This window comes from Tolypothrix sp. VBCCA 56010 (assembly GCF_050875635.1).
Classification (GTDB): domain Bacteria; phylum Cyanobacteriota; class Cyanobacteriia; order Cyanobacteriales; family Nostocaceae; genus Hassallia.
Genome location: NZ_JBPAOH010000036.1, coordinates 22,834 through 39,190, shown reverse-complemented (window position 1 = coordinate 39,190; position 16,357 = coordinate 22,834). Strand labels below are relative to the sequence as shown.

The window sequence follows — 16,357 nt, the reverse complement described above, 5'->3', positions numbered from 1 at the left end:
ACAATTTTATGCATTACCAAAAATTACTAAGAATTCCCACCACTGGCAAATCTTTGTATAATATAACGCCAAAAATTGAGGCGATAGTTGCAGAATCAAGGGTGGAAATCGGGCTTTGTACGCTATTTTTACGCCACACATCAGCTAGTTTACTAATTCAAGAAAATGCCGATCCAGATGTACTTTTGGATCTCGCTAATTTTATGGCAAAAATCGTGCCCGAATCAGCTAAGTATATCCACGATGCTGAAGGTTCCGATGATATGCCGGCACACATCCGCACCGCGCTTACTCATACCTCAGAACACATCCCCATCAATCGAGGTCATTTGGTGCTGGGAACTTGGCAAGGAATTTACATTTGGGAACATCGGCAACGCAGTCATACTAGAGAATTGGTTGTCCATATTTCTGGATGACAAATTGAATGCAATAAGTATAGTGACTAAAAAGTTAAGTTTATTTCTGTTTGATTTACATCTTATCTACTGCTCGATTAAACTAAGGTTTGTTGCTTTGTGCAGCAGTTTATAAAACTGTAAACTGCTGGAGTTATTTAAATTTATATGAAGCAAAATCTGACACAAATTCAGAGTTTCAGTATTCTTGATGAAATCATTGCCCAGCAGTCTATTAATCAGTTGTCTCTCAATCCGTAGAAAACTTTAGCTACCAGTTTTGTGGAATTGGTAAGTTTAGTTACTGAAAAAACTAATGACATTCAACTAATAACATTTTTAAAAAATAGTTGAAAGCGAATAATTTCGGCTTATTTGGACAACTTACCAGAAAACATTTTCTGGGATTTTGATTTTTTGGTAAGTAGCATGTTAAAACAGGCTTTGGTAGCAGATGATGCTGTTGAATTTTTCAAATGTTTTGGTAACAAGATAGTATCGCTGCTGTAGTTATTCGGAAGTGAAAGTGAAATACGCTTTCGTTACAAAGAAAGGCAGAGGGCAGAGGGCAGAAGGCACTTATGAAAGAAGTATTAATAAAAAATGCGCGTTGTGGGTCTAAAGCCCACTAGTATAAAAAGATTTGTATCGAGATGCGTAGCGCGAGATACAAAGCGTCCACAGCCTAAGTCCCACGTTTTTAAACGTGGGTTCTATAAGTGCCTTCTCACGAGCGTACTTCAATGAGTACGCAATCTACCTAAATTATGAAGCGATTGCGCTTTTTGTTTACTGAATCTATGGAAATGAGTGCGCGATCTACTCAAATGAGTAAGCAAAAAGGCATTTGACTTACTCAAAAAGGCATTTGACTTACTCATTTTGGTGTTTTCCGCAAGTAAAATCAACTTTGACTTACTCAAAAAGGCATTTGACTTACTCATTTTGGTGTTTTCCGTAAGCAAAAAGGCATATTGAAAGTGCTAAATAGCAGAAACGCAGCATTCGTGCGTACATAACTTGGCAGAGCAAATGAGTTGTTTAAGTCTCCCTGGCGAGCGCCGACGTCAAATCACCCCTGGCTCTGAGTAATTTTAGGCGATTGCAAACTCTTGGAGGAGAGCGATCGCCTTTCCTATAAATGAGGTACACGAGTAGGGGCACAACAATGTTGTGCCCTTACAATAGTTTGCACCTCACCAACTTGCAATCTGCTGTAATTCCCGAATTTTAAAAGGAGCAAATTCTCCTTAAATAAAGTGTTAACGGTTGACAGTTAACAGTTATCAATTATCAATCTGTTTCCTGTTAAGAGTTAAGAGTTACCTGTTCCCTTATTTCATAATGACCGAGGAAATAGAAAGAGCCGATAATGATTCGCCGTGGAAGGAAATTTTATCAGCTGGAAGCATTAGGTGAGGCTTTATTGGATTTTACGGCGATCGCCGATTTACTAAAATGGTTGGAGTCCAATCAAACTGCGTAGGAAATTTCCTTGATGGCAATAGTTTTTGTTCAGGCGATCGCTCTAACTCCAAATTTCAGAAAAACAGCGATCGCCTGTTGACTACTAAAATTTCTTTATTAATGATTTATCAATCGACTTGGCATCATTTACCATCATAACTCCCAAGAAATCGTTCCTACCACCGTCAACGGATCGCCTGGGAAAACACGCAGGCTGCTCTGGGAAGTCTCAAAATAGTCAACGTCAAACAGATTCCTAACATTGACTGCGGCTCGAAAACCACCCTGATTGTAGAAGATAGCAGCATCCGTGCGTAAATAACAAAGGCAGAGCAAATGAGTTGTTTAAGTCTCCCTGGCGATCGCCGATGTAGAATAACCCCAAACTCAACCCCAATCCCTTCATCCCCTTACTACCCTAACTCCCTACCGCAGACACTAAAACTCCACCGAAATCGGCAATAAAACTGTTGGCATCACTTTTGTTGACAACTTGCAAAGCCTGGGCTTTAGATGTTTGTAAAATTACCTCAATCCCCGTGGAAGTTGAATTAACTTTAACGCCAGTAACTTCTGTAACTGCAACATTGCCTTGTGCTAACAAATCAGCTGCACTAGTAGAAAAACCTCTTTGAGCTTGCTTGATACCCAGAAATTCATTTCCCCAAGCAGGTTGCATCATTGGTAAAACTAAAGCGATCGCCCACAATTGCAAACTAACATAGCTAGAACCCGCAAGTACCCTCTGTAATTTTCTCATAACTAGCTCTACCAATAGACAGATATTCTCAAGTACCTCTTGAGGTCACCTTACAGAGTTTCAATAACCGTGTCTATCTGTAAAGCTGCAATTTTTTGTCACTTCAGCGGCTTTTTTCCACGTTGACATTCTTTTGGTGTAATCCCAAATTTTTTCTTAAAAGCTTGAGCAAAATAACCTAAATGTGCATAACCTACAGCGTTTGATACTTCAGCTACTTGCATTTGTGTCCCACTTAGCATGATTTTTGCTTGTTCCATGCGATAGTCATGTAAATAGCCAAAAACAGTAGTCCCAAAAATTTCTTTAAAACCTTGTTGCAACTTCCGTTCTCCTAAATGAACCATCTCTGCTAAATCAAGCAATGAGGGAGGATTATCTACTCGATAGATTAAGATATCTCTAGCATGATAAATTTTATCAACGTCTGCTGGTTTGAGATTAACTAATAGGTGAATTGTCTGTTCTTTATACAAAAGTTGATTAAATTGCAGCGCCAGTAGTTCAATCACTTTACTTTCTAAATACATCCGCTTCATCATTCCCTGATAGGGAGCATCTAACATTTGTCGTAAAACAGCAAACATTGCTGGAGTGATTTCTCCAACAGTGTGATGAAATCTCGGCGGACATTCATCTTTTAAAAAAGATTGCAATGAGGTAGGTAGAAATTCAAAGTTTTTGCTGAAACTTCTCAGCCAATCAGGATAAATGTATATAGTTATATCTAAACGATGCTCCCCAGCAAAACGCTGCTCAATTTCATCTATGTTTGGTAAATAAAATAAATAATTTCTACCAACATACTGCATATAATCATCTGGAATTTATTTAATTACTGGAGTAATTGTTCGCAAATTACCTGAAAGATGAAAATCAGAAATTAAAGGAAAAGGTTGCTCATTATGATGATTCCATGAGCTTAAATCACGTTCATAATATTTGTCTATAATATCAAGCAAAAGTCCTGGACGTAGTTCAAAACCAAGAAAAAAACCAGTAGTAAATCTATCTTTAGATTTCTCAGCATAGTCAAAACCATTGCATTTAAAAAGTTCCTTCTCCGTTTTTTCTAGATGTTCTCGAAATAGGTTTTCATATTCTTCGGATGTCAGGGTTTCCATCAAGATATCTCATCAATAAATTCGACTTGTGAGAAAAGCTAATAAAAATTATCAATAAGGAAATTATAAACTGTGCCTGACCAATAGGAAACTGGGTGTAGCGATACGCAAAGCGTCAAGCCTCCGGCTGATCGCAACTGTATGCATGACTTGTTTGAGAAATTAAGGGCGATCGCTTTACCATTCACCTGTATTCTCAAGCTAGAGAAGAAAAAAGGCGATCGCTCATAATGTCTATTGCAAAAAAAATTTGTGGTAATATTGAGGATTGAAAAATTTGTCAATCTTAAGCAATTTGGTATCGACTACGAACGGAGAAAAGTCGTGCCAGTAGGGGAGGCAAAAAGCGGTGTGGATATTCCTCCCGCTTTATTGCCGTTGCGTTATGCGTAACGCACCCTACAAATACCTATCCACTATCAACTATCCACCAACCCCTATCCATTTTATGAAAATCGCTGATTTAATTTCTTGGTTTGAAGAATGGGCAAATCCTGCTTGGTGCGAAAGCTGGGATAATTGCGGGTGGCAAATTGAACCGGGAGTTTTGCAGAAAAATGCACGGGTGTTGGTTTGTTTGACACCTACTTTAGCGGTGATGGAGGAAGCGATCGCAAAAAGTGCTAATCTCATTTTTGCCCACCATCCGCTGATTTTTAGTCCCCCGAAGTCTTTACGCAGTGGTGAAGCGATCGCCGAAATGGTGCGGTTAGCTTTTACCCACAATATCGGCATTTACAGCGCTCACACTAACTTTGACCAAGTTGATGATGGCACTGCTGATGTTTTAGCTCAAATTTTACAACTTCAAGAAGTCACGCCAATAGTACCCACACAAGCTAATTTAGGATATGGGCGCGTTGGTGTTTTAAATCCATCTCTGAGTTTACAGGATTTACTGGCGACAATTCAAACCCGACTCGCTCCGCCAAAGGTGATTTTTTCCCCCACGGCTGATTTACAGCAGATAATTTCGCGAGTTGCTGTTTTAGGGGGTTCGGGAGCAAGTTATATCTCAGCCGTAGTCAAAACTGGCGCTCAAGTTTATCTGACTTCTGACTGTAAGTTCCATCAATTTCAAGAAAGCCGCGATCGCAATCTCATTTTAATTGATGCCGGACATTACGCTACCGAACGCCCAGCGTGCGATCGCTTAGTGCAAAAATTCCAAGCTTTAAACCTCGACTGGGTACAGTTGAGTCAAAAGGATGAGGATTTCCGTCAGTTTTTTCTTTACTCAAATGTAAAGATTTCTTAAACTAGATATTTTTACTTTACATGTAGTTTATTTTCTCGATAAAATGTATGATTTTAAACTGATAAAATTAGTATTCTTATTGAAGAAAAAAGCGAAAATTGTATAGTTTAGCTTTATTTAGCGGTATAGCAAGAAGTTTGCTGATTTCAAGCTATGTGATTTAAATCACACATATGCTCTAACTACAATCACTCTTTACTACTGTTTGATATCAATTAGCAGAAGAGGGAAATGTTGCAAACTGTATCTAACACATTGCTAAGTATGCCCTAATTAAAATGATTCGCGCACTCATTGAATCTGCTTTCCAAACTGGATGTCTTAGTGTTGAATCCGAGGGTCTACTTCATCAAGTTTTGGCTACCAAAAGCTATGATTCAAAGGATTTAGCAGCCTTGGCAGCACTAGATGAAGCAGTTCGCGCCGGTCAAATTAAACGAGAGGCATCCTCCTCAAGTTTATTAATGAAATTTCCCACACAATACAAACGAAGCTGACAGAAGAAGACTTTCTTGAGGGGGAGGGGGAAGACAAGGGAGAGGGGGGGATGGGGAGAGGGGGGGATGGGGAGATGGGGGGAGGGGGAGACAAGGGAGACAAGGGAGACAAGGGAGATAGAGAAGTAAGTTTCTTCCTAGTCTCCTTATCCCTGCCCCCCTGCCCCCCTGCCCCCCTGCCCCCCTGCCCTCCTTGTCCCCTTGTCCCCTTGTCCTCCTTAATGACTGCCTTGCTTTGTGTCACCGAAAAAGATAAAGACGCAGTAAAGAACTTTGGGGTGTTGTTGTTTAAAACCATTAAGGTGACAGGAGAATGAGTTAAGATCAAATACATAGGGGTAAAGACTTCGCAAAAATGCCAATGATTACAAGTAGGCAACTTAAACAACCGCACTTACCACTTGTTTTGGAGTATTATTTATTACATAATGGTAGAAGTATTCACCAAAAAATACTCACGCTTGTCAGGACAACTCCCGAATTATGTACAGACGTTGCACAATCGCGTCTCTACTATATAAGTAGCCATTTCTAATGTTACCCCCAAAGAGATTGAGTTGAAGTGGTGGAGTAACCTGTGCTGTATGCGATCCAATCATCAAATATGACGGTTTGGATCAAGATATGCACTTGTTCGCCAACCGTGAAACTAGCTTCTTAAGGGTAGTATATATTGGGATAAAACCCAGATGTTGACAGGTTTAACTACGTCGTTTAAAAAGGCAGAAGCAGTACATGCTACACCGCAAGATTTATCAACTGTGTTGCGACGGGCGGGAGGTATGTGTATTCTTGCGGGACCAGCAACGCTGGATTGAACGCGCCCGCATCCTCGACATAGAGGGAGATTTAGTCACCCTACGCTATGAAACAGAAGAAGAGGACGAAATTTGTTCTTGGGAAGAGATGGTTCGCCTTGAAAGTATTGGCGCTGTAACGCAAAAATTAGCTTCAGTGCCCCGTGGTAATGTCGAACCTCTTATGACTGAAGATTGTCCAGAAGCTGAACGCATCCGCAATCGTTACACAGACTCAAATCCAGAGTAAGTGGGTAGTGGGTAGTGGGGCATGGGGCATGGGGCATGGGGCATGGAGTATGGAAAGAATCTCTCATTCTCAATTCGTAATTGCCAATGCCCATTGCCCATTGCCCATTGCCCATTGCCCATTGCCCATTGCCCAACAACTAACAACTAACTCTCAGTTAACCGTTCAAAGGCAGGGCAGTAACCTTCAAGAGTAACCTTGAAGTTATACAGGGGGGAAGCGGGGTTCCAACACCGCTGCCCCCTTTGATGTCTACAGGTACCGCAGCAATCGACATCAGACCAAATAAAGCGATCGCTATTTTGATTGAGTAGTTCTCGTTGCGACAAACCCCGCAATACGAGTTCTTCTCCCTGCCAACGCGCTTCGATTAAGCCAGTATCGCCAAATTGTTGCCACCTAGGGTCAGCGGTAACGGCATCGGGGAGGGTAATTGTGATTACCGTTCCCAATTCTGTTAATTCACCCTCATAATTAGTCTCTGGGGCTGCTGGTTGCAAAAATGTATCGCCAATCGGCAATTCTACTAATGTACCACTGGGGGGCGAATGTACGTGGTAGCGATTTTGCAATTCTTCCAAACTAGTCAGGTCTGCCAAATAACCTGGGGAACCGTGGACAAAAATGACGTGCTGCGGTCGCAAATTATGAATTAGCTGGGTGGTACCAGGACCATCGCTATGCTGTGCCAAAAGATAAGTTTCGACACTAGTTTGTCCTGGGTATGCTTTATTAAGTTGTATATGAGTTTTTTCTGGTGAGAGAATTACCCAAGAATTCATATTTAGTTGGCAGTATTCATCCAAATCAGTTGTAGAGTCGGTGAGGACAATACAAGGAGTGTTACCAACAGTGTGACGATATTCTGGTTGCAAACGACGCACGCGGGGACGCACTCGTTCATCCCAAAACAACGGTTGATGACGGGCGAAGTTTTGTACTGATGGGGGCAGGTGGGGTAACAATTCTAAGTAAGCATCGCATCCGGTGGCGACAGTACCATCAACCCAGATATCTATGTCGCGTCCGGTGAAATGGTGATGGCTGCGTAACAGCATCAATAATTCTTGACCTAGACCTAATGCTGGTGTAAGTAGTAATACGGAGGAACGGTCAGCGATCGCCCGATTAATTCGTTCTGCTAGTTGATTTTCTTGATTGCGTCGGTGCGGATGACGCGATGTGCCATAACTGCCTTCAATAATTAGCACATCTAACTCTAATCCGCGCAATTCCTCTAAACGCAAACCTTCTACCAGCCGCGAGTTCGATAAGAAAAAGTCACCTGTATATAGTAATTTGTAAGAGCGTTGCTGGGTGGTGTAGGTGAGGAGAATCGCCACCGCTCCGGGTAGATGACCTGCGGGGTATAATTCTGCTACTAGACCATCTTTAAATTCTACAGGCGATCGCAACGGCAACGCTTGACAAAATTGGGGAATTTCCTTATTTTCTTGATCCTGCCAATTCAGCGGTAGTAACTTGGTTGTCACCTCGCTGGCGTAAATCGGTAATAGAGGAAAAGCCTCATGCAGTGCTAGCAATCCGCTAGCATGATCTGGGTGAGCGTGACTTACCAAAACTAAATCTGCTGGTAAAGGCGAATTGCCTCGCTTTGCCGACTTTTTCAGCCCCTTTACCAGCGAGGAAATATCTTTTAAGCCACAGTCAAGCAGAATGCGGTGTGGTCCCATCCGCACCAATAAACAGACACCTTCATCCTTATGGTGGACACCATAGGGAAAACATTCTAATTCATTCGTCCCCTCGGCTGCATCAATGCGAGAGGATACTGACAGATCCTCACTCATGGTCTTTTCCCCTCAAACCTCATATTTGTTGCACATTTCCCAAAAGCCTAGATTTACGCGGTTTTTGGTCTTGTGACCTTGGGGTAAGTTCCTAAGTGCGTCGCTGCCCGAATGCGGATTAGGGAATTGGGGAGGACGCCTCCGAACCCGCGCTGGTTCGGAAAAACGTGGATAATGACAACCCATCAAACTAGGGGATCTGGGCGTTTGTTAATGTGCCGATCCATTGCCGTGGTAGTTGTCTGAGTCATAAAAGCCATTTTTCGTGCCGAAAAACAAGCACGCAACGGTAAAGATAACTGTTAATCCAACTAATATCAATTTTACATCCATTTGTTTGTCGCCCTCTACTAAAGACGTCTTGATCTTAATAGAGCGATCGGCGCAATTGAGCCGAATCACCAAAATTTTTTACTATGTTTGGGTCGATTGGGCAATAGGTAAGATTACCACAATTACAACTGATTGTAGAACTTTTTGGTTGACGTGTCTATCTATCCGGGAATAGAGGAGGAATGCGATCGCACTTAAACCTAAGTTTTGTAGGGGCAATTCATGAAGGGTCTCCTACGTATTTTTGCTCGTAAGTCTAATAACAGCGGTCTTAACGACAAATTAAATGTTGCGAAGAACTGTTTGAATGTTAAGAACGATCGCACTTATGTTGGTAACGACAACTTCTGCATTTATAATGACAGCGCATGAAGTGCAGAGAACTGATGAGCCGATACTAACGACAGTTTGTTGTGTAATTGCTTATGTCAATCTGATTGAGACAATTAAAGAGTAATTTTCTTACCTCTTTCAGTGAAGCGAACCTGTTTAATATTTAATTGAGCATTGCTTGTCAAACTTTTGCGGAGGCTGCCAAATAAAGCAAACTGTTCGCAATGGGAAAGAGAAACTAACTGCCGTTTGGAATCAGGAGATACTCGTAAATCTACGGTGGCAACACGATTTTTGACACTTACACGATAACCAGATAAATTAAAATCGCCTGTATCTTGTTGCTCTATGATTTTACTCACAATACCCGTTGCAGGTTCTGATGCTGGCACTGAAACTGTATTCGGAATAAGTTCTTGACATTCGCTGTCACTTGTGTATAGGGTGAGGTTAATAGTCTTGTCAGTAGCAGCTTGAGAAGTTGACAAAGCGGTATTTTCAGTAAAGGGTTCTGTAGAAAAAGGCTGCTCGACGCTCGATTTAGCTCTTAGTTCAGTCTGGGTTGGAATTTGGGATGAAGGACTGTTGCTTGGTGTTGTTGTGGCTGCTGTAGCCGTTTGGTCGAGATTTTGAGAAGCTTGGTTAGAATTACAACTGCTGATGCTGGCGGCGATCGCTACAACAATAAAGGGGATAATATATTTTTTATTTGTATTCATAATTTTGTCGCTGGATTGTTTTATCAACTTCAGTGTGGGTGGTATAAAATCCGCATAAATTATCGATAAATGGTATGAGTTAATTTTGGTGGAAATCAAGGCGATCGCTTCGCGATCGCTGTTGCCGAGAGGTGCAAAGCACCTCTCCACCCGAACGAAGTTCGGGTGCAGCCTGGTCAGAAAGACCAGGCTGGGCAACATACGCGCCATCGCTTCCGTCATCGCGACAATGTTATTTTCACAAGCTAAATAGGGAAACATACATACTGAAGTCTACTTCAAACCCCTAGTTAGCAATTGACTTTGATTATGACTTGCAATTCCATCACCGTAGATAAAAATACTTATGAATCTCTTCAACAAGAATTGGTAGAACTGCGTCAGATGGTTTGGACGTTGCAGTCGCAAAAAGAAGTAACTGTATGTAAAAGCGAAGCCTGGTTTGCACGCTTGGCAGACAATGTACCAGGGGTAATTTATCAATTTCAGCTTTTCCCCGATGGCACTATATCGTTTCCTTATGTTTCTTCTGGATGTCGAGAACTTTATGAATTGGAACCTTCACAAGTGTACGAAAATCCACAGTTGTTATTTGAAGTGGTTCATCCTAGAGACCTTCCTGGGTTACAGGAAACAATTGCCATTTCCACTCAAACCTTAGAAAACTGGGAATATGAGTGGCTAACTATCACACCTTCTGGGAAGCAAAAATGGTTGAAAGGAATTTCTAAACCAGAACCACAATCAGATGGCTCGATTCTTTGGGATGGCTGCATAATTGATGTTAGCGAACTGCAAGCAGCGCTGCGCGATCGCAAACAAGCAGAAATAGCGCTGCAACTGTTGAATGAAGAGTTAGAAGTTAAATTCCAGGAACGTACAGCAGCCTTACATGAGAAAACTTCAGAATTAGAGGCTATGCTTAATGCCTTTCCTGACTTATTCTTTCGGTTGGCTGCCGATAGCACTATTTTAGATTATAAAGCTAGCTCTCAAAATAGCGAATTGTATGTTCCACCAGAGGTATTTTTAGAAAAGCGGATGGTGGAAGTTCTTCCTCCAGAAGTTGCACAAAAGATGCAGCAAGCAATTGTCCAAGTTCAAGAAACTTCATCTTTGGTAAGTGTAGAGTATTCGCTATTAATGCCCAACGGTGAAGAATACTACGAAGCGCGGCTCGTTCCCTTTGTCAATAATAATATCATTTTGATTGTCAGAAATGTCAGCGAAGAGCAAATTGCGTTACGCGATCGCTCAAAAGCAGAACAACAACTTCAACAGCAAGCACAGTTTCTACAAAGCATTTGGGAAGGTGTAGACTATGGCATCTTTGTTATGGAAGTTTTGGATGATGGTGCAGAGTTTCGCTATATCAACTTTAATCCAGCGATGGCAAAAACTAGTCCCGTACCGATGTCTCATCTTCTAGGGAAAACCATCGCTGAAGCACTACCTACCGAAATGGCAAATCTTTATCGTCAGCGTTACAGCGAATGTGTCAAGTCTGGCAAAAGCACTTTATTTGAAGAACATTTCTCTATTGAAGGTGAAACTACATGGTGGCTGTTGAATGTCACACCTCTAAAAGACAGTAACTCACAAATTTATAAACTCATTATCACGGCAACTAATATCACAGAACGCAAGCGAACCGAACAAGAACGGCAAATGTTTGTCTCACTAATTGAAAATAGTAATGATTTTATTGGTATCGGCACCTTAGAAGGACATCCGCTGTTCATTAACGAAGCAGGAAGAAAATTAGTTGGTATTGATAGCTTAGAAGCTGTCAAAAGTATCAAGATCGAAGAATTATTTTTACCAGAAGACAGAGAATATTTGCAGCAATGCATCATACCTGCGGTGATAGAAGATGGTTTGTGGCAGAGTGAATATCGCTTCCGACATTTCCAAACTGAAGAACCGATTCCAGTTGATTGCAACACTTTTCTCATTAAAAATCCTGAGACTGGTGAACCATTGTGTATGGCAACAATTACTCGCGATATTCGCGATCGCCAAAAAGCAGAAGCTCAACTGCAAGAAAAGGAACAATTTTTACGCAGTATATACGATGGAGTTGAATGCTCTATATTTGTCATCGACGTTCTAGAAAATGGCGAATTTCGTTCTGGGGGTTACAACTTAAACGCAGAAAAAGCAACGGGTATGCGTAGCGCTGAGGTAGTTGGTAAAAACTTGGCAGAAATTTTTGGTGCGACTAAAGCCGCAGAAATACATCATAAATGTAACACTTGCCTCGTTGCAGGCGTTGCTATTTCTTTTGAAGAATGCTTAACTTTACGCGGTCAAGAAAATTGGTTACTAACTACATTGAATCCTCTCAAAGACAGTGAAGGTCGAATTTATCGTTTGGTAGGAACAACTTTTTATATTACGGAGCGGAAAAAAGCAGAAGTTGCACTTAAAGCCAGTCAGCATTTCATTCAACGTATTACTGACTCGATTCCTAATACTATTTATATCTACGACTTAGAAGAACAGCGCAATATATACGCGAATCATGAAATAGCTGAAATTCTCGGCTACTCAATTGAAGAAGTTCAAGAAATGGGAGCAGAATTTCTTTCCAATACTCTTCATCCAGACGATTGGGAAAAAGTCATAACCTACCACCAAAAATTTCCCACCGCTGTTGATGGCAAGATTTTTGAGATTGAGTACCGCATGAAAGATGTGCATGGAAAATGGCACTGGGTTTACAGTCGAGACACGTCTTTCAGCCGTAATGCTGACGGTAAAGTAAAACAACTTCTTGGTGTGGCAACTGATATCACCGTTCGTAAAGAAGCCGAAATTCAATTGCAACAACAGACTGAGTATTTAGAAAATACTCTAAACAAATTGCAACGCACCCAAGCTAAACTCATCCAAAGTGAAAAAATGTCTTCGTTAGGTAATATGGTTGCAGGTGTCGCTCATGAAATTAACAATCCGGTTAACTTTATTCATGCTAATCTGACTCCTGCCTGTGAATACTCCCAAGATTTGCTGCGACTAGTGGAACTTTATCAACAATACTACCCCAATCCCCCAGAAGAAATTGAAGAAAAAATCGAAGACATTGACCTTGATTTTATCAAACAAGACTTAATGAAACTTCTTCAGTCGATGCGAGTCGGAACTGAGCGCATCCGTGAAATCGTTTTGTCACTGCGGAATTTTTCTCGTCTGGATGAAGCTGAATTTAAGCGAGTAAACATCCATGAGGGAATCGAAAGTACGCTGATGATTTTGCACAACCGTCTGAAAGCTAAACCAGAACATCCAGAAATCTCGGTTATTAAAGAGTATGGCAAACTTCCCTCTGTTGAGTGCTATCCCGGTCAACTAAATCAGGTATTTATGAATATCTTTGCCAATTCTATAGATGCGTTAGAAGAGTCATTTGTCAAGAACAAAGAACAAAAAATTAATCCACAGATTTGCATTAGTACTGAAGTCGTTAATGGCAACTGGATAGCAATCAGAATCGCCGATAATGGTCAAGGCATTCCACCAGAAATACTTTCAAAGCTATTTGACCCTTTCTTTACCACGAAAGATGTAGGTAAAGGTACAGGATTAGGACTATCTATAAGTTATCAAATTGTGGTAGATAAACATGGTGGGAAATTATCTTGTCACTCAATACTTGGACAAGGTGCAGAATTTGTAATTGAGATTCCTGTTACTCAGGTAAAAACCTGCTAATGAAAAAGAGGGGGAAAGGGGAAAGTAGTGAGCGGTAAACCGCTCAAAAGGATTTTAAGGGCTTCAGCCCTTACTACGTTATATTTAATTTAATTCCAGACTATTTGCATATCTAGAATAAAACCTGGTAAAACATCTTCTCCTGATAATGTTTTTGGAGAATCGAGTATTTCTATTGGTTGTCCAGTTCGATAAATTTCAACTTGACGTGCTTTGCGGTTAATTAGCCAGCCAAGCTTTACTTGGTTATCTATATATTCTTGCATTTTAGATTGTGTTTCTTGCAATCTATCAGTTGCCCCGATTAACTCTAAAACGAAATCTGGGGCAATTGGCGGAAATTTTTCTTGCTGTACTGGGGTAAGTGCATCCCATCTATCTTGTCGTATCCAAGAAATATCGGGGGAACGATTTGCACCGTTGGGTAGTTTAAAGCAGGTGGAAGAATCAAAGCAGACTCCAAGTTTTGTTTGTCGATTCCAAATCGCAAAATCTGCATTAATTTCTGAGTTACAGTTTCCTGTTTTTCCTCCAGTCGGTGACATTATAAGTAATTCTCCTTTGGCATTGCGTTCAAATTTGATATCAGGGTTTTTCCGACATAGTTGATAAAAGTCGTCGTCTGTGAGTGTAATGATGGAGTTGAAGTTTACAGTAATGGCTGTCATGGTATTGAGGCTTTGAGTTCAAAGGTGCATCGAAGAGTGGATAATTAAGCGATCGCTTTTATTCAGGACTTACGCACAAGTCACGGAAAAACGAACCACGAAGAGACGAAGTACACGTTCGCGCTTCGCGTCTCCGAAGGAGAAGAAATAAGAGTTACAGAGGTATTTTGTGTAAGTCCTATTATTCTCACAAACCCGATAATTTCATCTTCAATATCATATTATATTTAAAAAGTCAATAAATCAGGCAAAGGCTAAAACATTGAATTTAGGAGGCAATATAGATGATACGACCGCGCAAGAACTTTGCCCAGCATTGGCTAAAAAGTGAAAAAGCACTAAGTGCGATAGTAGAAGCAGCTGAATGTAACCAAAGCGATCGCGTTCTGGAAATTGGACCTGGTACCGGCATTCTCACTCGTCGTTTATTACCAAACGTCAAATCTTTAGTCGCAGTAGAAATTGACCGCGACTTGTGCAAATTATTAGTCAAGCAACTCGGTAAAAGTGATAATTTCTTACTTCTGCAAGGAGATTTTCTCACTTTAGATTTACCATCTCATCTGGCAGCTTTTGAAGCTTTTCAAAACCCAAATAAAGTTGTTGCTAATATTCCTTACAACATCACCGGACCTATTATAGAAAAGCTACTTGGTACCATCGCCAAACCAAATTCTCAACCTTTTGATTCAATAGTACTACTAGTACAAAAAGAAGTAGCAGAAAGATTATATGCTAAACCAGGCTCAAAAGCCTTTGGAGCATTAAGCGTGCGAGTACAATATTTAGCTGAGTGTAAGTTAATTTGTCCAGTACCCGCAGCTGCATTTTCCCCACCCCCGAAAGTAGATTCAGCAGTTGTGCGCTTAATTCCCTACCAAATAGAATTACCAGCAAATGACCCGCGACGATTGGAAACTTTGGTAAAGTTAGGATTTGGAGAAAAGCGCAAAATGTTAAGAAATAATTTGCAGTCGATTGTAGAACGCACCAGCCTGACACAATTACTAGAAAAATTAGAAATAAATCCTCAAGCTCGTGCTGAAGAACTTAGCGTCTCTCAATGGGTAGCACTGGCAAATCAGTTACAAGTTAAAAGTGAAGAGTTACAAGTTAAGAGTGAGGAGTTACAAGTTAGGAGTGAGGAGTGAAGAATTAAAAATCAAGATAAACTCCCAACTCCCCACTCCCCCACTCCCCCACTCCCCCACTCCCCCACTCCCCACTCTCAACATGCATTACACCTTAATTGCTCCGGCTAAAATCAACTTATACTTGGAAATCATAGGCGATCGCTCTGATAACTACCATGAGTTAGCTATGATACTCCAAAGTATCGACTTGGCAGACGAAATTGAGTTGCATTCCATCAGCACTGACACGATTCGCGTTCACTGCAACCATCCGCAAGTACCGACAGACCGAAGTAACCTAGCATACCTAGCAGCCGAATTAATGGCAACGGAATTTCCTAACACCTTTGCTAAATACGGAGGTGTAGAAATCAACATCACCAAGCGCATTCCTGTAGCTGCGGGTTTAGCTGGGGGTTCGACGAATGCAGCAGCGGTTTTGGTAGGAATAGATTTATTGTGGAAGTTGGGACTAACTCGGTCAGAATTAGAAGAACTGGGAGCAACTTTAGGTTCAGATGTACCATTCTGCGTTGCGGGTGGAACAGCGATCGCTACAGGTAGAGGTGAACAACTTTCTCCCCTGCCAAGTTTAAATAATATATATATAGTATTGGGTAAATTCAAAAGCTTAGAAGTTTCTACTCCTTGGGCTTATAAAACGTATCGCGCTGAGTTTGGTGATTCTTACATTAGAGGTAGCGATAATTTGGCAATTCGTGCGTCAGCAGTACATTCAGGAGAAATGGTAAAAGCTATTCTGCATCAAGATGTCAAAGAAATCGCCCAAAAACTGCATAATGATTTAGAAAAGGTAGTATTACCAGCTTATCCGCAAGTATTGCAGTTGCGAGAAACTTTTGCCAATGCCGGAGTTTTGGGTACAATGATGTCTGGTTCTGGACCAAGTGTATTTGCGCTGTGTGAGTCTCAAGAACACGCAGAACAAGTTAAGCTGCAAGTGAAAACAGCGACGAAGAACGAAGATTTAGAATTGTTTGTAACTAAAGCGATCGCACATGGAATTCAGATAGTATCCTAGCAAAACGTAGTCGTAAGCTGTTGCGCTTACAATTTGCAATGCTTAAAATTTGG

General features: G+C 41.1%; 18 protein-coding genes. 11 read left to right on the top strand and 7 right to left on the bottom strand.

Annotated elements, in window-relative coordinates; all coding sequences use genetic code 11:
- Positions 1–8: 8 nt before the first annotated feature.
- The 3 genes from AABK37_RS14910 to AABK37_RS14900 all read left to right on the top strand — a co-directional run bounded on the left by AABK37_RS14910 (position 9) and on the right by AABK37_RS14900 (position 2,024).
- Entirely contained in the window at positions 9–419 is a 411-nt protein-coding gene (locus tag AABK37_RS14910) for a secondary thiamine-phosphate synthase enzyme YjbQ (RefSeq protein ID WP_432552339.1), read from the top strand.
- A 1,351-nt stretch (positions 420–1,770) separates the two neighbouring features.
- Positions 1,771–1,884: a DUF4351 domain-containing protein gene (locus AABK37_RS14905; RefSeq protein WP_432552338.1), complete on the top strand. Its 114-nt coding sequence runs from the start codon at positions 1,771–1,773 to the stop codon at positions 1,882–1,884.
- Positions 1,857–2,024: a hypothetical protein gene (locus AABK37_RS14900; RefSeq protein WP_432552337.1), complete on the top strand. Its 168-nt coding sequence runs from the start codon at positions 1,857–1,859 to the stop codon at positions 2,022–2,024. Before AABK37_RS14905 ends, AABK37_RS14900 begins: the two co-directional genes overlap by 28 nt.
- A gap of 259 nt (positions 2,025–2,283) precedes the next feature.
- Here the strand turns inward: AABK37_RS14900 and AABK37_RS14895 are convergent, their stop codons facing one another.
- The 3 genes from AABK37_RS14895 to AABK37_RS14885 form a co-directional block, all read right to left on the bottom strand.
- Entirely contained in the window at positions 2,284–2,625 is a 342-nt protein-coding gene (locus AABK37_RS14895; RefSeq protein WP_432552336.1) for a hypothetical protein, read from the bottom strand.
- Between the two features lie 98 nt (positions 2,626–2,723).
- Positions 2,724–3,437, bottom strand: a complete 714-nt coding sequence (locus tag AABK37_RS14890; protein WP_432552335.1) for a helix-turn-helix transcriptional regulator — start codon at positions 3,435–3,437, stop codon at positions 2,724–2,726.
- A 15-nt stretch (positions 3,438–3,452) separates the two neighbouring features.
- Positions 3,453–3,749: a hypothetical protein gene (locus tag AABK37_RS14885; RefSeq protein ID WP_432552334.1), complete on the bottom strand. Its 297-nt coding sequence runs from the start codon at positions 3,747–3,749 to the stop codon at positions 3,453–3,455.
- A 252-nt stretch (positions 3,750–4,001) separates the two neighbouring features.
- Between AABK37_RS14885 and AABK37_RS14880 the strand changes: the two genes are divergently transcribed.
- The 3 genes from AABK37_RS14880 to AABK37_RS14870 all read left to right on the top strand — a co-directional run bounded on the left by AABK37_RS14880 (position 4,002) and on the right by AABK37_RS14870 (position 5,504).
- Complete coding sequence (locus tag AABK37_RS14880; RefSeq protein WP_432552333.1) at positions 4,002–4,142, top strand: hypothetical protein; 141 nt, start codon at positions 4,002–4,004, stop codon at positions 4,140–4,142.
- A gap of 55 nt (positions 4,143–4,197) precedes the next feature.
- Positions 4,198–5,007, top strand: a complete 810-nt coding sequence (locus AABK37_RS14875) for a Nif3-like dinuclear metal center hexameric protein (protein ID WP_432552332.1) — start codon at positions 4,198–4,200, stop codon at positions 5,005–5,007.
- 278 nt (positions 5,008–5,285) lie between these two features.
- Complete coding sequence (locus tag AABK37_RS14870) at positions 5,286–5,504, top strand: hypothetical protein (protein ID WP_039738030.1); 219 nt, start codon at positions 5,286–5,288, stop codon at positions 5,502–5,504.
- Here the strand turns inward: AABK37_RS14870 and AABK37_RS14865 are convergent.
- Positions 5,440–5,838 carry a hypothetical protein gene (locus tag AABK37_RS14865; protein WP_432552359.1) on the bottom strand — a complete coding sequence of 133 codons (399 nt, stop codon included), beginning with the start codon at positions 5,836–5,838 and terminating at the stop codon, positions 5,440–5,442. The two genes, AABK37_RS14870 and AABK37_RS14865, sit on opposite strands and share 65 nt — an antisense overlap.
- Before the next feature lie 401 nt (positions 5,839–6,239).
- On the opposite strand from AABK37_RS14865, the gene AABK37_RS14860 reads away from it, so the two are divergent.
- The gene (locus AABK37_RS14860; RefSeq protein ID WP_039738032.1) at positions 6,240–6,551 is read left to right on the top strand and encodes a DUF6679 family protein; all 312 of its coding nucleotides are present in this window, start codon (positions 6,240–6,242) and stop codon (positions 6,549–6,551) included.
- A gap of 21 nt (positions 6,552–6,572) precedes the next feature.
- Positions 6,573–6,701 carry a histidine kinase gene (locus tag AABK37_RS14855; protein ID WP_432552331.1) on the top strand — a complete coding sequence of 43 codons (129 nt, stop codon included), beginning with the start codon at positions 6,573–6,575 and terminating at the stop codon, positions 6,699–6,701.
- On the opposite strand, the gene AABK37_RS14850 is transcribed toward AABK37_RS14855, so the two are convergent.
- Both AABK37_RS14850 and AABK37_RS14845 read right to left on the bottom strand, forming a co-directional pair.
- Positions 6,698–8,362 (bottom strand): MBL fold metallo-hydrolase, encoded by a 1,665-nt coding sequence (locus AABK37_RS14850; RefSeq protein WP_432552330.1) that lies wholly within the window; start codon positions 8,360–8,362, stop codon positions 6,698–6,700. The two genes, AABK37_RS14855 and AABK37_RS14850, sit on opposite strands and share 4 nt — an antisense overlap.
- A gap of 779 nt (positions 8,363–9,141) precedes the next feature.
- The gene (locus tag AABK37_RS14845; protein ID WP_432552329.1) at positions 9,142–10,008 is read right to left on the bottom strand and encodes a sporulation/spore germination protein; all 867 of its coding nucleotides are present in this window, start codon (positions 10,006–10,008) and stop codon (positions 9,142–9,144) included.
- Positions 10,009–10,056: 48 nt separating this feature from the next.
- On the opposite strand from AABK37_RS14845, the gene AABK37_RS14840 reads away from it, so the two are divergent.
- The gene (locus tag AABK37_RS14840) at positions 10,057–13,461 is read left to right on the top strand and encodes a PAS domain S-box protein (RefSeq protein WP_432552328.1); all 3,405 of its coding nucleotides are present in this window, start codon (positions 10,057–10,059) and stop codon (positions 13,459–13,461) included.
- Positions 13,462–13,550: 89 nt separating this feature from the next.
- Here the strand turns inward: AABK37_RS14840 and AABK37_RS14835 are convergent, their stop codons facing one another.
- The gene (locus AABK37_RS14835; RefSeq protein WP_432552327.1) at positions 13,551–14,129 is read right to left on the bottom strand and encodes a Uma2 family endonuclease; all 579 of its coding nucleotides are present in this window, start codon (positions 14,127–14,129) and stop codon (positions 13,551–13,553) included.
- Between the two features lie 284 nt (positions 14,130–14,413).
- Between AABK37_RS14835 and rsmA the strand changes: the two genes are divergently transcribed.
- Positions 14,414–15,280, top strand: coding sequence for a 16S rRNA (adenine(1518)-N(6)/adenine(1519)-N(6))-dimethyltransferase RsmA (gene rsmA / locus AABK37_RS14830; protein ID WP_432552326.1), 867 nt, complete (start codon positions 14,414–14,416; stop codon positions 15,278–15,280).
- Positions 15,281–15,362: 82 nt separating this feature from the next.
- Positions 15,363–16,304 carry a 4-(cytidine 5'-diphospho)-2-C-methyl-D-erythritol kinase gene (ispE, locus tag AABK37_RS14825; protein WP_432552356.1) on the top strand — a complete coding sequence of 314 codons (942 nt, stop codon included), beginning with the start codon at positions 15,363–15,365 and terminating at the stop codon, positions 16,302–16,304.
- Positions 16,305–16,357: the final 53 nt, after the last annotated feature.